Here is a 13,048-nt window from a genome sequence, read left to right as displayed (position 1 = left end):
GGCCCACTGCGCCAGACGAGAGGTGGGATACGGGGATGGGTGTCGGCACGAGCGGTGCGAAGAGCGCACTGCGCGCACGGGACGTGCGCGGCACATCCGCGTCGCGCCCCGGTGACCTCGCCGAACCGGGAACCGAGCCCGGAGCCGGTGCGGGAGCCGATCCCGGTATCGGCCCCGACGACCTGCCCGACGGACTCGTCGTCGCCGACGAGGACGGCCGGGTGATCTGCTTCAACGCCGCCGCCGCCCGCATCACCGCCGTCCCCGCCGCCGCCGCGCTGGGGCGGCAACTGGAAGCGGCCCTCCCCTTAGAAGACCTCGAAGGCCGCCGCTGGTGGCAGCTGACCGACCCGTACGGCGGGCTCGCGATCCGGGTCGGGCAGCCCGAGCGCAACCTCCTGCTCCCCGGGGGACGGGAGGTGCTCGTGTCCGCGAGGTACGTGCGCACCGCGCCCACCGGCCCCGTCCGCCGCGTCGTCGTCTCACTGCGCGACACTGAGGCCCGCCGCCGCACCGAGCGCAGCCACGCCGAGCTGATCGCCACCGTCGCCCACGAACTGCGCTCCCCGCTCACCTCGGTGAAGGGCTTCACGGCCACCCTGCTCGCCAAGTGGGAACGCTTCACCGACGACCAGAAGAAGCTCATGCTGGAGACCGTCGACGCCGACGCCGACCGGGTCACCCGGCTCATCACCGAGCTGCTCGACATCTCCCGTATCGATTCCGGCCGCCTCGAAGTCCGCCGCCAGCCCGTCGACATCGGCGCCGCCGTCGGCCGTCACATCCAGGCCTATGTCGCCGCCGGCCAGTCCGCCGACCGCTTCCTGCTGCGCATCGAGCACCCGTTGCCCGCCCTGTGGGCCGACCCTGACAAGATCGACCAGGTGCTCAGCAACCTGATCGAAAATGCGGTGCGCCACGGAGAGGGAACCGTCACGATTGCCATCACGCCCTCGGCGTCCCCGCGCGAGCGGGAACACGCAGAGAGCGCGGAGGGCGTTGCGAACGCAGCCACGTCGGTCACCGTGAGCGACGAGGGCACCGGCATCCCGGAGGAGTCCATGAACCGCGTCTTCACCCGCTTCTGGCGGGGCAGCAAGCGCGGCGGCACGGGCCTTGGGCTGTACATCGTCAAGGGTATCGTCGAGGCCCACGGCGGCACCATCACGGTCGGCCGCGCCCCCGGCGGCGGCGCAGAGTTCCGATTTACGTTGCCCGTGAGCACCCCGGCGTACCTGCTCTGACGCCGAAGAGGTCCCACGGGCGCATTTGCACACCTCACCCCCGTTAGACTCGGCCTTTGGCACCTTTGCGTCCCCGTTTCAGGGACAAGGCGTCCCCCGAGTCGGGACGGGGACCATCCGCCAGCCAACCGGAAGCACGGGAAGAGATGTCGGCACCGAATAAGTCGTACGACCCTGTAGAGGTCGAGGCCTTGAAACCGGAAGAGATCGAGCGCATGCGGGACGAGGCGCTCGCCGCCTTCGCCGCCGCCGGCGACCTCGACGCGCTCCAGGAGGCCAAGGTCGCCCACACCGGCGGCACCTCGCCGCTGGCCCTCGCCAACCGCGAGATCGGCGCCCTGCCCCCGCAGGCCAAGGCCGCGGCCGGCAAGTTGGTCGGCCAGGCCCGCGGCGCCGTGAACAAGGCCCTCGGCGCCCGCCAGGCCGAGCTGGAGGCCGAGCGCGACGCGCGTGTGCTGGTCGAGGAGGCGGTGGACGTCACGCTGCCGTACGACCGCGTGCCGGCCGGCGCCCGCCACCCGCTGACCACGTTCATGGAGCGGGTCGCGGACGTCTTCGTCTCCATGGGGTACGAGATCGCCGAGGGCCCCGAGGTCGAGGCGGAGTGGTTCAACTTCGACGCGCTCAACTTCACGCCCGACCACCCGGCCCGGCAGATGCAGGACACCTTCTTCGTCGAGGGCCCGAAGGGCGATCACGGAGAGTCCGGTGTCGTGCTGCGCACGCACACCTCGCCCGTGCAGGCCCGCGCCATGCTCGACCGTGAGCCGCCCGTCTACATCGTGTGCCCCGGCCGCGTGTACCGCACGGACGAACTGGACGCCACGCACACCCCGGTCTTCCACCAGATCGAGCTCCTCGCCATCGACGAGGGCCTGACCATGGCCGATCTCAAGGGCACCCTGGACCACATGGTCCAGGCGCTCTTCGGGCCGGAGATGAAGACCCGGCTGCGGCCGAACTACTTCCCCTTCACCGAGCCGTCCGCCGAGATGGACATGCTCTGCTACGTCTGCAAGGGCGAGTCCGTCGGCAACCCCGACCGCCCCTGCCGGACCTGCTCCTCCGAGGGCTGGATCGAGCTGGGCGGCTGCGGCATGGTCAACCCCCGGGTGCTGGTCGCCTGTGGCGTGGACCCGGAGAAGTACAGCGGATTCGCCTTCGGGTTCGGCATCGAGCGGATGCTGATGTTCCGCCACAACGTCGAAGACATGCGAGACATGGTCGAGGGTGACGTCCGGTTCACCCGGCCGTTCGGGATGGAGATCTGATGCGGGTCCCGCTTTCTTGGCTGCGGGAGTACGTCGACCTGCCGGCGACGCAGACCGGCCGGGACGTCCAGGAGAAGCTCATTTCGGTGGGCCTCGAGGTCGAGACCGTCGAGCAGCTCGGCGCCGACCTCAAGGGTCCCCTGGTCGTCGGCCAGGTGCTGACCATCGAGGAGCTCGAGGGCTTCAAGAAGCCGATCCGCTTCTGCACGGTCGACGTCGGCACCGCCAACGGCACCGGTGAGCCCCAGGAGATCGTCTGCGGCGCCACCAACTTCGCCGTCGGCGACAAGGTCGTCGTGGTCCTGCCGGGCGCCGTCCTGCCCGGCAACTTCGCGATCGCCGCGCGCAAGACGTACGGCAAGACCTCGCACGGCATGATCTGCTCCGGCGACGAGCTGGGGATGGGCGACGACGGCTCCGGCGGCATCATCGTGCTCCCGCCGGAGTACGAGGTCGGCACCGACGCCATCGAGCTGCTCCAGCTCGTCGACGAGGTCCTCGACATCGCCGTCACGCCCGACCGCGGCTACGCGCTGTCGCTGCGCGGTGTGGCCCGCGAGGCCGCCATCGCGTACGGGATGCCGCTGCGCGACCCGGCTCTGCTCGACGTACCGGCCCCGAACGCCTTCGGCTACCCGGTGCAGATCTCCGAGCCGCTCGGCTGCGACCGCTTCACCGCCCGTACGGTGACGGGCCTCGACGCCGAGGCGCGCTCCCCGATCTGGCTGCGGCGCCGACTGCAGAAGGCGGGCATGCGCCCGATCTCGCTCGCCGTCGACATCACCAACTACGTGATGCTCGAGCTCGGACAGCCCCTGCACGCGTACGACCGCTCCCGCGTCCAGGGCGCGATCGGCGTGCGCCGGGCCGCGCAGGGCGAGAAACTCACCACCCTCGACGGTGTCACGCGCACGCTGGACGCCGAGGACCTGGTGATCACCGACGACCGTGGCCCGATCGGCCTCGCGGGCGTCATGGGCGGCGCCCACACGGAGATCGACGACACCGAGGGCACGACCACCGAGGTCGTCATCGAGGCCGCGCACTTCGACTCCCTCTCCATCGCCCGCACCGCCCGCCGCCACAAGCTGGCCTCCGAGGCGTCCAAGCGCTTCGAGCGCGGAGTCGACCCGCAGGCCGCGTCCGCCGCGGCCCAGCGGACCGTGGACCTCCTCGTGCTCCTCGCGGGCGGCACCGCCGACGCCGGGGTCACCGAGGTCATCGCGCCGTCCGCGCCGCACACCATCACCATCCCGGCGAACCACCCGGACAAGGTGGCCGGTGTCGACTACGGCCGCGAGACCGTCGTACGCCGTCTCCAGCAGGTCGGCTGCGACGTCTACGGGCAGGACGACCTGATCGTCACCGTGCCGTCCTGGCGGCCCGACCTGACCGACCCGAACGACCTGGCCGAAGAGGTCATCCGGCTCGAGGGCTACGAGAACCTGCCCTCGACCCTGCCCAAGCCCCCCGCGGGCCTGGGCCTGACCGACCGGCAGCGGCTGCACCGCCGTATCGGCCGTGCGCTGGCCGGTGCCGGATACGTCGAGGCGCTGAACTACCCGTTCATCGGCGAGCAGGTCTTCGACCAGTTCGGCCTGGCCGCCGACGACCCGAAGCGCAAGGTCGTCAAGCTGGTCAACCCGCTCTCCGACGAGGAGCCCGCGCTCCGTACGACGCTGCTGCCGGGCCTCCTCGGCGCGCTGCGCCGCAACGACGGGCGGGGCTCGCACGACCTGGCGCTCTTCGAGACCGGGCTGGTCTTCCACCCGCAGAGCGAGCTGCGCATCGCCGGGCGCCTGCCCGTCGACCGCCGTCCCACCGATGAGGAGATCGCGTCCCTCACGGCCGCGCTGCCCGTCCAGCCCCGGCACGCCGCCGTCGTCCTCGCGGGCGCCCGCGAGCAGGCCGGCTGGTGGGGCAAGGGCCGGCCGGGCGACTGGGCCGACGCCATCGAGGCCGCGCGCTCCCTGGCCCGCGAGGCGGGGACCGAACTCCTCGTCCGCTCCGGCCAGTACGGGCCGTGGCACCCGGGCCGCTGCGCCGAGCTCGCCGTCGTCATCGACGGCACGGAGACGGTCATCGGGTACGCCGGTGAGCTGCACCCCGGTGTTCTGAAGACCCTGGGCCTGCCCGCCCGCAGCTGCGCGATGGAGCTGGACCTGGAGGCGCTGGAGCGGGCGAGCGCGGGCCACCCCAAGGGGCCGAAGATCTCGACCTTCCCGGTCGCCACGCAGGATGTCGCGCTCGTCGTCGACCGGTCCGTCCCGCACGCGGACGTCGAGGCGGCGCTGCGTGAGGGTGCGGGTGAACTCCTCGAGTCCATCCGGCTGTTCGACGTCTACGAGAGCGAGCAGCTCGGCGAGGACAAGAAGTCCCTGGCCTACGCGCTGCGGTTCCGCGCGGCCGACCGCACCCTGACTGTCGACGAGGCCTCCGCGGCCCGCGACGCGGCGGTGGCCCTCGCGGGCGAGCGGACGGGAGCGGTGTTGCGGAGCTAGCTCCGCCGGGTCAGCTCTGCTGGGTGCCGGGGAACTGTGCGTTGTTTGTAGGCCGCGGGTGATTCGTGGCTGGGCGCGCGGTTCCCCGCGCCCCTTTGGGGCGCTTCCCCCGCGCCCCTCATGGGGCGCCCCCTGCGCCTACCTGCATAAATGCAGGTGTCCGACGGTGGATCACTCATTTGGGTGACAAGTTCGGGTGATCTGCCCGATCGGGGCATGCGGTCGCAAGAATCGGACCGGCCTCTCGAAGGTCATCTGCGCAGTCAGGGCCTATTGGGGGGGCCGATCGGCATGATCCGTATCAAGGCTGGGGCTCCCCGCGAGGTGACGCCCCGGACGAATTCGCGGGAGCCGGCCCGGAAGTTGATCCGGACGGTACGCCGGGCCGAACGGAAGCCGTGGCGGTGGGCGTTGAGCCTGGGGCTGCCCACCGTCTGGGGCGTGAGCGCGATCATGTTCAAGATGACCTGCCCGCTCGCCCGGCAGGACGGGCTCGGGGCCCGGATCATCACCAGCGCCGTGTTCTTCGCGGTCGGCACGGGGCTGGTACTCCACGTCAGAGGGCCGCTGCTGCGGGAGCTCAGACAGATCCGCAAGGTTGCGGGCGCCGCCCAGAGCGTGCTGCTGCGGCCGCTGCCCCCGCGGATCGACGGACTGAACATCGCGGCGGCCCAGCTCTCCGCGGATCGCGGCGCGTGTGTCGGCGGTGATCTGTACGAGGTGATCGCCACCGAGCACGGCGTCCGGATCGTCATGGGCGACGTCCGCGGGCACGGCCTCAGTGCCATCGGGACCGTCGCCGCCGTCCTCGGCAGCTTCCGCGAGGCCGTGCACGACGAGCCGGAACTCGGCTCTGTGCTCCGGAGGCTGGAGCGTGCCCTGGCCCGGCATCTGCGCGAGCGGGCACGGGCCGAGCATCCCTCGACGGGCCCGGACTCCGAGAGCCCGGTCGCCGAGGAGTTCGTCACGATGCTGCTCCTGGAGATCGGCCGCGACGACGAGGTGCACGCCCTCAACTGTGGTCACCCGTGGCCGTATCTGCTGCGCAGTCGTGTCGGACCGGACGGCGTGCAGGGTCATGTCGAGCGGCTGTCGACCGGTGAACCCCTGCCTCCGCTGGGGCCGTTCCCGCTCCCCGCGGAGCTGCCCCTCGTGCACTGCGGTCAACTGCTGCCGGGCGAGGGGCTGTTCCTGCACACCGATGGCGTGGAGGACGCGCGCGACGGCCACGGCCGGTTCTTCCCGCTGCCGGCCGAGCTCAGCAAAGCCGTCCGAGACCACCCTGTCTCACCCCAGACCGTCCTTCGCACCGTGTTCACCGACCTGCTCCAGCACACCGGCGGACGACCGTCGGACGACGTGGCAGTCCTGGTCCTCCGCAACGACCGCAGGCCCACCGGGGCATGCGAGTACAGCGCGCCCGTCTCCAGGGGCGCGGGGCAGTGACATCATGCGGCTCCGCCGCGTAGGCGCGACCAGCCACACCCGACCCGCGGCCGACTGACTACCCGCCAGTTCCTTGTTCTCCCAGCGGAGCGCGCCGTCCGCCCCGCCACGGAGTGTCGGGCAGGCAGCCGGGCGGACGGCGCGGAATCGGGCCGCCGCACTGTGTGAGGGGGAGCCGGCGGCCCGGCCGGCCTCTTGCGAGGCATTTCAGTCAACCGGCCTGAAACTCTCTGCGACAGCGCGCGTACCGCCCGGATTCGGGCACTCCGTTCACACCCCGTGTGAAGAGGGACGCACGACGTGGCGCGGACGCATTACTCTGACCGCACCGTCGGCACCGAGCCACCCGGGGGCCTGTATGCAGCCCAACACGCTGCTCGACGCGATTCTCGACGAGGCCGGCATCTCGCACGCGGGACTCGCCGCCCACGTCAACCAGGCGGGCAGAGCGCGCGGCCTCGCGCTCAGATACGAACACACGGCCGTGGCACGGTGGTTGAAGGGCCAGCGCCCGCGCGGCCAGGTGCCCGACCTGATCTGCGAAGTGCTCGCGGGACGTTTGCACCGGCCCGTCACGCTCGACGACATCGGACTCGGCGTGCCCGGCGAGCCGTCCACCCCGCACGGCACCTCGCTCTCCGGCTTCGTCGAGCGCGCCACCGCTCTGTGGCGCTCCGACGAACAGCAGCGCCCGCACATCCTCGGCGCCCCGGCCGTCACCGGTACGCCCGCCGTGATGCCCGTGTGGGAGTGGGAGAACCCGCCCGAGGACGTGGATGTCTCGCGCGGCGGACGCCACCACGTCAGCATGGCCGACATCGAGATGCTGCGCGCGGCCCGTGCCCACTACGAGCAGATGTACCGCAAGGCCGGCGGTATCGCGACCCGCAGCCGGATCGTCGGCTTCCTCAACGCGGAGACCGCGCCGTTGCTGCGCGGCGGCTACACCGACGCCACCGGCCGCCAACTCCACCGTGCGACGGGCGGATTGGTCGCCGTCGCGGGCATCTGCGCCTACGACTCCGACGCGCACGGACTGGCCCAGCGCTACTTTCACCAGGCGTTGCGGCTGGCGAAGGCCAGTGGGGACCGGGGACTTGGGGCGTATGTCATAGCCCTGCTCGTCAACCAGTCCCTGTTCATGCGCGAGTACCGGCAGGCCGTCGCCTTCGCCGAGGCCGCGCTGCGGGCCGCCGGTCGGCACATCACTCCGGCTCTCGCCTCCGACCTCTACGCGATGCAGGCCAAGGCGTACGCCCATCTCGGCGACGGCAGCAGCGCGCTGTCCTGCATCCGGCGTGCCGAACAGGCGGCCGAGCGCATCCGGCGCGGTTACGAGCCCGACGAGACCGGCTATGTCCAGCCCGGCCTGGTCAACGTACAGGTGGCGGAGGCACTGCTGAGCCTCGGTGACCTGGTGGCCGCGGCCGCGCACGCCACGGCGGCCGTGGACACCCCGGCGCACGACCGGGGACGGGTGCACCGGCTCGCCATGCTCAGCCAGATCGAGCTGCGCCAGGGCAATGCCGACAAAGCGGTGGCCACCGCGGTCCAAATGGCCGAGCAGGCACGGGGGATGGAGTCCCAGCGACTGCGTGACAGACTCCGCGCGGTACGCGAACACCTGGTGCGCAGCGGCTGCGCCGGCACGGCCGAGGCAGCCGAACTCATCGACGGGGCACTGCGCGTACCGCTCTAGGCCGTTGAGCTGCCGCCGCACGGCGGGGGCACATTGCGGGCGCACTGCGGGCCGACCGCTGTGCGCCTGCTGTCAGGACGCTCCTGCTGCGATATTGCCATCTACTCGGCGGAAGGTGGCAGAACCGTGCAGTGGACGAAACTGAACGAACAAACTGTGTATGCAAACCGCTGGTTCAGCGTCAATCTCGCAGATGTCGAGCTGCCGGACGGTCGGCACCTCGATCACTTTTTAATCCGGCTGCGGCCCGTGGCGGTGGCCACGGTGGTGAATGAGGCCAATGAAGTGCTGCTCCTGTGGCGGCACCGCTTCATCACCGACAGCTGGGGGTGGGAGCTCGCGGCGGGCGTCGTCGAGGACGGTGAGGACGTGGCCGTCGCGGCGGCCCGCGAACTCGAGGAGGAGACCGGCTGGCGACCGGGACCCCTGCGCCATCTGATGAGCGTCGAGCCCTCCAACGGGCTCACCGACGCCCGGCACCACATCTTCTGGGCCGGCGAAGGCACGTACGTCGGACACCCCGTGGACGACTTCGAGTCCGACCGTCGGGAATGGGTTCCCCTCAAGCTCGTCCCCGACATGGTCGCCCGCGGCGAGGTCCCGGCCGCCAACATGGCTGCCGCGCTACTCCTCCTGCATCACCTCAGGCTCGGGCAGGACGCGTTGCCCTGATGTTCCCCTAGTGCCCCAGTGCCTGCCAGACCGCCACGGCGAGTGCGCCCACGGCCGTGATGGCCGCGACCGCGGGCAGTGGCCAGCGGGTGTGTTCCAGTGCGACGACCCGCGTGCTCAGGTCGTCGAGCTCCTTGGCGGTCTGTTCGGCACGGTGACTGTGCAGAGCCAGCCCACCCTCGACGCGGGCCTGCGCCACGTCGAGGCGACGGCGTAACTCTGCGAGTTCCCCTTGGACCACGCGATGCTCCGGGTCGGCGGTCACGAGTCCGCTCCTTTCCGTAGTCGTCACATCGCTTGCATGCGCACGGAAAGTCAACCCGCCTCGTGGACGCGTGGGGAGAGTGTGCGAGGGGCATATGCGGGCCCGGCGCGCACACGGTGTGTGAATGGCGTGGGCCCGGCACCGCATCAGGTGCCGGGCCCACGCCTGCCCAAGACTTACGACGCGTAATCAGGCGTACGTGTAGAAGCCCGAGCCCGACTTCCGGCCGAGCCGTCCGGCGTCCACCATGCGCTGCAGCAGCGGGGGAGCGGCGTACAGCGGCTCCCTGTACTCCTCGTACACGTTGCCAGTGTGAGCGATTACCGCTTTCACCAGCGATTTCATGGCCTGTTCTGGGCCTGTGCGGCGCCCAGGGACTTCTCAGGGACATTCGGTTGTGGATCTTGATCGAACCACTCGTCCATGGTGGCGAGGCCCCGCTTGCCCGCCCCGGGTATGAAGTGAGCGTAGTGCTTCAGCGTGGTCTGCGGCGAGGCATGCCCGAGCCACTCCGACACGCTCACGATCGACTCGCCGGCCTCAAGCTGGGCACTCGCGTACGTGTGCCGGAGGACGTGGAACATGTCCTCGCGCGCCCTTCCAGCTCGGTCGTCGGCGGCTCAGGGTTGCGCCACGGGAGCGTGCAGGGGGAGAGGGGAACGTCTCGCGTTTTGCCGCCCTTGGGCAGGCAAAAGTACGGCCTTCCTCGTCACGGCGCAGTTGCCGCCCCAAGCATCTCCGTGGATGACACACTCCGGGTGGTCGGCGGGTAGACGGTCCCACTCTTGCCGGAGGGCCTCGAGTCGGCGCAGGGGCCATTCCCGATCGTCGTCGCTAGCCGATCGAGCCGCCGAGAGGCGGTCGGTGATCCGTACGAAGGATCCAGCTTCTCAATGTTGAAGGGGGGCTTCGGCAGATCGTGTAGTCGACGTAGCAAGGGGGCGAGATCGACCTCCGTACCGTGCCGGTGCGGAGGAAGCTCGTCCCAGAACGTCGCAGCCCGCCCACCGGCATGTACGGGTTGCTCCATCGGCAACGGGCGGAGAGCCTGGACGTCGTGCTCGGCGAGCCATCGCGTCGCAGCGACCTCGCGCGCAGCCGCGGCCTCCTGTCCGGCGCGGGCGATCCGGACAACGATGCCGGGCCGGTAGCCGCCATAGATCGTTCTCCGCGAGCCGTATTGGCTGCGCTCCCTCTGCCGACAGGCCCGCAGCGGCGACAACCTCACGCAGGCCGGTGAAAGACTCCTCGGTACGCGTCGTCGTCATGCCTGGACGCTAGCCCTGATCTGCTCGCGCAGTTCCGCTACCTCTGGCTTCCGGGCGTATAGGTCTCGCCGTGCCGGCCATGCGGTCGCGCATTGCCAGATGGGTGTAGCTCTGATGCAGGGATTTGTTGATCAAGCTCCGAGTCTGAGGTTGTCCTGGTAGCGGGCTTGGTGGACGCGCCGGTGTTCCTGCTCGGCGTGGTAGGCGAAGTAGTCGTCGAGGTCGCCGTTGCTGTGCAGGGCGCGGAGCTTGAGTACGGCCTCGGCGCCGGCCACGCCCCACCGTGATCCAGTGATATCGAGACGATCACCGACGAGATGCCTGCACGCCCCCTCGATGATCCTCGTTGCGATCGGCCAGCCCTTGGTCAGCGCGGTGTCGTTGCCAAGGAACTTGCGTTTCGTGGTGAGGTAGTTGACGCAGGTCTCGGCTCCCTTGCGTTGTTCGGGAGTGAGCTCGGCCTCTCGGCCTGGGTGATGATCTCGGCAGCGGTGTCCTGGCTCCGGCCCTGAAGGATCAACAGAGCCTTCTCGACGACCCACCGCTCGGCACCAATGTCACCGCTGGTATGAAACGCCCAGGTCGCACGCCATAAGTACTCGACGGCATGGATGGAAAGCTGACCGCCCGGCTGTGCAAGGACACCGGGGCTGCCGGGATGTTCGCGCAGCACCACCTCGCCCGGCTCCTCCTCGACCGCGATCGGGCTGAAAGTCTGCCGCCGATCGGCTGAAAGTCCGCCGCTTCAAAGGCAGCGACCCGGTGCAGGCCGCACCGTTGGCAGGTGCGGCCTCCATTCGGCCGGTACTGCCTGCGACGTGGGGAAGACACCGGCAAACAGCCGGATACGGAGCCTCGCCCCCGTCAGCGATCGCGCCACCAAGCCGTACCGACCGGATCAGAAGCAGGTACGCATCAGGAGCCGCGCCGGTCGGCTTCGCTGGTGAGCCGTCTCCAGGAGGTCGATCAGCGCGAGTCATGACTTCACTCGGGGTGACGGCCGACAAATACGGATCTTGTGGCCGTCATGCTGTCGTCGTCAGCAGACTCTTCTGTCCCGTCGCTCCCCTGATGCCCTGCCCACTGCCCATGCCGGATTTCGTGGGAACTCTCGTGCTGGTCGAGGGCGGCCAGCAGGCCCGCCACGGTGAGACCGGCGTCGGCCGGATGGCGGAGGATGGTTCCCTGTTCGATGCGGTACAGATTCGAGCGGCCCTGCCGGGTGTGGGTGAGATAGCCGCTCTGCTCAAGATCGGAAATGATCTTCTGGACAGCGCGCTCGGTGAGCCGGCACCGTGCGGCGATGTCACGGATACGGGTGCCGGGATCGTCGGCGATCGAGGCCAGTACCCGGGCGTGGTTGGTCAGGAAGGTCCAGCCGCTGTGTCCTTCAGGTACTCCACCCATGCCCTCAGCGTAGTGCCAACGTTCACGCATTCAAAAGGGTGAAAATGGGTTCATGTAACGCTTGACGTGCGAGGTGGGGAGGTCGAGCCTGGAGGAGGCGAAGACCGGTGGATGCCCCGGGAGCGACTCCATGCCAGAACATCTTTCTTCCCAGGCGAGAAGCGGTGACGAAGCCGTCCACGAAACGCTGGCGGATGGCAGGGTTGGAGCCCACGCCTCGCCGTTCCTGAAGGTCGCCGCATACCCCGCCGGTGAGCGGACGGTTGTGGTGGTCGCGGGTGAACTCGACATCGACATGGAGCAGGCACTGCAGCACGCCCTGCGCGAAGCACTGGCCCATTCCGTCCACGGCCTCGACCTCGACCTCGCCGGGGTCGACTTCTGTGACTGCTCCGGCCTCAACGTCCTGCTGCGCATCCGTCGCCTGGCTCTGGTGGAGGCCAAGACGGTCTGCATCCAGACCGCGGGGATCGCGGTCGAGCGCCTGCTCACGCTCACCCGCACATGGCCGCTCTTCGCGCACCCGGATGGCGCCGGTCCCGGCGTGGCCGCCATCGGCCAGGGCATACGTATCGGTGCCACCCCCAGCCCTGTGGGGGAGGGCGGGTTGCCCGAGGAAGTCGAGGAGAACCTGCGCATCGAAATCGGCCAGCTCAAAAGGGCCATGCAGACCCGGCCGGCCATCGATCTGGCCCGCGGAGTCCTGATGGCCTCCTTCGGTCTGAATTCCGAGGACGCCTGGAGCGTCCTGGTCGAGGCCTCCCAGCGCACCAACACCAAACTTCACCACCTGGCCCAGGAGCTGGTCGGGGCGGTCAACGGCGCTCCGCTGCCCGACCGATTGCAGCAGCAGGTCTCCGCGGCGGTCACCGAAACACGCAACCCGCTCTCCCTGAACCACCGACGCCATGACTGGACCTCTCCCACCCGCAGATTCGCGCCGCCGGACAGCGACAGCCCCGCGCCGTGACTCTTCCTCGAGACGTGCACTGTCGGCACAGGAGGATGTGACCCGCATCTGGACCCGGAGCGCCGTGCCGGGGCGGCAGCGGAGCGTGCGAGAGACACAGGCGACGCGGATCTGTTCCGAAAGGCCCAGGCCGACAGCCGCCAGGGCGCCGCAAGGGGCAAGCAACTGCCGCACCCGCGACTGGGCGGCAGTTGACGAGGCGGCTGTGGATGGCCTGGGCCCGCGTGCCCCGACACGGAGTGCTGGCGGCCACGGCTCCATCGCTGTCGACAGGTGAACCGTCGTCGAGACGCTTCGGCGGGGTA

13 protein-coding genes and 2 pseudogenes are annotated in these 13,048 nt (G+C 69.8%); 8 read left to right on the top strand and 7 right to left on the bottom strand.

Annotated elements, in window-relative coordinates; all coding sequences use genetic code 11:
* Nucleotides 1-35: 35 nt before the first annotated feature.
* The 6 genes from AB0D57_RS02930 (at nucleotide 36) to AB0D57_RS02905 (ending at nucleotide 8,833) form a co-directional block, all read left to right on the top strand.
* The gene (locus AB0D57_RS02930; protein ID WP_362066302.1) at nucleotides 36-1,244 is read left to right on the top strand and encodes an ATP-binding protein; all 1,209 of its coding nucleotides are present in this window, start codon (nucleotides 36-38) and stop codon (nucleotides 1,242-1,244) included.
* Between the two features lie 146 nt (nucleotides 1,245-1,390).
* Nucleotides 1,391-2,515, top strand: a complete 1,125-nt coding sequence (gene pheS, locus AB0D57_RS02925) for a phenylalanine--tRNA ligase subunit alpha (protein ID WP_362066300.1) — start codon at nucleotides 1,391-1,393, stop codon at nucleotides 2,513-2,515.
* A complete protein-coding gene (gene pheT, locus AB0D57_RS02920; RefSeq protein WP_362066298.1) occupies nucleotides 2,515-5,016 on the top strand; it encodes a phenylalanine--tRNA ligase subunit beta in 2,502 nt (833 codons plus the stop codon). The genes pheS and pheT overlap by 1 nt, the downstream gene beginning before the upstream one ends.
* A gap of 453 nt (nucleotides 5,017-5,469) precedes the next feature.
* Nucleotides 5,470-6,462 (top strand): PP2C family protein-serine/threonine phosphatase, encoded by a 993-nt coding sequence (locus AB0D57_RS02915; RefSeq protein ID WP_362066667.1) that lies wholly within the window; start codon nucleotides 5,470-5,472, stop codon nucleotides 6,460-6,462.
* A gap of 358 nt (nucleotides 6,463-6,820) precedes the next feature.
* Complete coding sequence (locus AB0D57_RS02910) at nucleotides 6,821-8,161, top strand: transcriptional regulator (protein ID WP_362066296.1); 1,341 nt, start codon at nucleotides 6,821-6,823, stop codon at nucleotides 8,159-8,161.
* Nucleotides 8,162-8,287: 126 nt separating this feature from the next.
* On the top strand, nucleotides 8,288-8,833 hold the full coding sequence (locus AB0D57_RS02905) for an NUDIX hydrolase (protein WP_362066293.1): 546 nt from the start codon (nucleotides 8,288-8,290) through the stop codon (nucleotides 8,831-8,833).
* 7 nt (nucleotides 8,834-8,840) lie between these two features.
* Here the strand turns inward: AB0D57_RS02905 and AB0D57_RS02900 are convergent, their stop codons facing one another.
* The 6 genes and pseudogenes from AB0D57_RS02900 to AB0D57_RS02875 form a co-directional block, all read right to left on the bottom strand.
* The gene (locus AB0D57_RS02900) at nucleotides 8,841-9,098 is read right to left on the bottom strand and encodes a hypothetical protein (RefSeq protein WP_362066291.1); all 258 of its coding nucleotides are present in this window, start codon (nucleotides 9,096-9,098) and stop codon (nucleotides 8,841-8,843) included.
* Between the two features lie 189 nt (nucleotides 9,099-9,287).
* A pseudogene (locus AB0D57_RS02895) lies at nucleotides 9,288-9,404 on the bottom strand (3-hydroxyacyl-CoA dehydrogenase family protein); the annotation flags it as partial.
* A 35-nt stretch (nucleotides 9,405-9,439) separates the two neighbouring features.
* Nucleotides 9,440-9,682, bottom strand: a complete 243-nt coding sequence (locus AB0D57_RS02890; protein ID WP_362066289.1) for a tyrosine-type recombinase/integrase — start codon at nucleotides 9,680-9,682, stop codon at nucleotides 9,440-9,442.
* Between the two features lie 36 nt (nucleotides 9,683-9,718).
* Entirely contained in the window at nucleotides 9,719-9,910 is a 192-nt protein-coding gene (locus tag AB0D57_RS02885) for a hypothetical protein (RefSeq protein ID WP_362066665.1), read from the bottom strand.
* Between the two features lie 146 nt (nucleotides 9,911-10,056).
* A pseudogene (locus tag AB0D57_RS02880) lies at nucleotides 10,057-10,326 on the bottom strand (hypothetical protein); the annotation flags it as partial.
* 171 nt (nucleotides 10,327-10,497) lie between these two features.
* A complete protein-coding gene (locus AB0D57_RS02875; protein WP_362066287.1) occupies nucleotides 10,498-10,641 on the bottom strand; it encodes a hypothetical protein in 144 nt (47 codons plus the stop codon).
* Between the two features lie 332 nt (nucleotides 10,642-10,973).
* On the opposite strand from AB0D57_RS02875, the gene AB0D57_RS02870 reads away from it, so the two are divergent.
* A complete protein-coding gene (locus AB0D57_RS02870) occupies nucleotides 10,974-11,099 on the top strand; it encodes a hypothetical protein (RefSeq protein WP_362066285.1) in 126 nt (41 codons plus the stop codon).
* 251 nt (nucleotides 11,100-11,350) lie between these two features.
* Here the strand turns inward: AB0D57_RS02870 and AB0D57_RS02865 are convergent, their stop codons facing one another.
* On the bottom strand, nucleotides 11,351-11,773 hold the full coding sequence (locus AB0D57_RS02865) for a helix-turn-helix domain-containing protein (RefSeq protein WP_362066283.1): 423 nt from the start codon (nucleotides 11,771-11,773) through the stop codon (nucleotides 11,351-11,353).
* Between the two features lie 130 nt (nucleotides 11,774-11,903).
* Between AB0D57_RS02865 and AB0D57_RS02860 the strand changes: the two genes are divergently transcribed.
* Nucleotides 11,904-12,743, top strand: a complete 840-nt coding sequence (locus AB0D57_RS02860; RefSeq protein ID WP_362066281.1) for an ANTAR domain-containing protein — start codon at nucleotides 11,904-11,906, stop codon at nucleotides 12,741-12,743.
* The last annotated feature ends 305 nt before the right edge of the window (nucleotides 12,744-13,048 follow it).

It is taken from the genome of Streptomyces sp. NPDC048275 (assembly GCF_040652275.1).
Taxonomy (GTDB): Bacteria; Actinomycetota; Actinomycetes; order Streptomycetales; family Streptomycetaceae; genus Streptomyces.
This window is presented reverse-complemented; position numbering and strand designations above follow the sequence as displayed.

Coding starts and splice junctions, on each gene's coding strand:
- AB0D57_RS02910 (WP_362066296.1), top strand. CDS start 6,821: ATGCAGCCCAACACGCTGCTCGACGCGATTCTCGACGAGGCCGGCATC.
- AB0D57_RS02865 (WP_362066283.1), bottom strand. CDS start 11,773: ATGGGTGGAGTACCTGAAGGACACAGCGGCTGGACCTTCCTGACCAAC.
- pheS (WP_362066300.1), top strand. CDS start 1,391: ATGTCGGCACCGAATAAGTCGTACGACCCTGTAGAGGTCGAGGCCTTG.
- pheT (WP_362066298.1), top strand. CDS start 2,515: ATGCGGGTCCCGCTTTCTTGGCTGCGGGAGTACGTCGACCTGCCGGCG.
- AB0D57_RS02915 (WP_362066667.1), top strand. CDS start 5,470: ATGTTCAAGATGACCTGCCCGCTCGCCCGGCAGGACGGGCTCGGGGCC.
- AB0D57_RS02930 (WP_362066302.1), top strand. CDS start 36: ATGGGTGTCGGCACGAGCGGTGCGAAGAGCGCACTGCGCGCACGGGAC.
- AB0D57_RS02870 (WP_362066285.1), top strand. CDS start 10,974: ATGGATGGAAAGCTGACCGCCCGGCTGTGCAAGGACACCGGGGCTGCC.
- AB0D57_RS02890 (WP_362066289.1), bottom strand. CDS start 9,682: ATGTTCCACGTCCTCCGGCACACGTACGCGAGTGCCCAGCTTGAGGCC.
- AB0D57_RS02860 (WP_362066281.1), top strand. CDS start 11,904: ATGCCAGAACATCTTTCTTCCCAGGCGAGAAGCGGTGACGAAGCCGTC.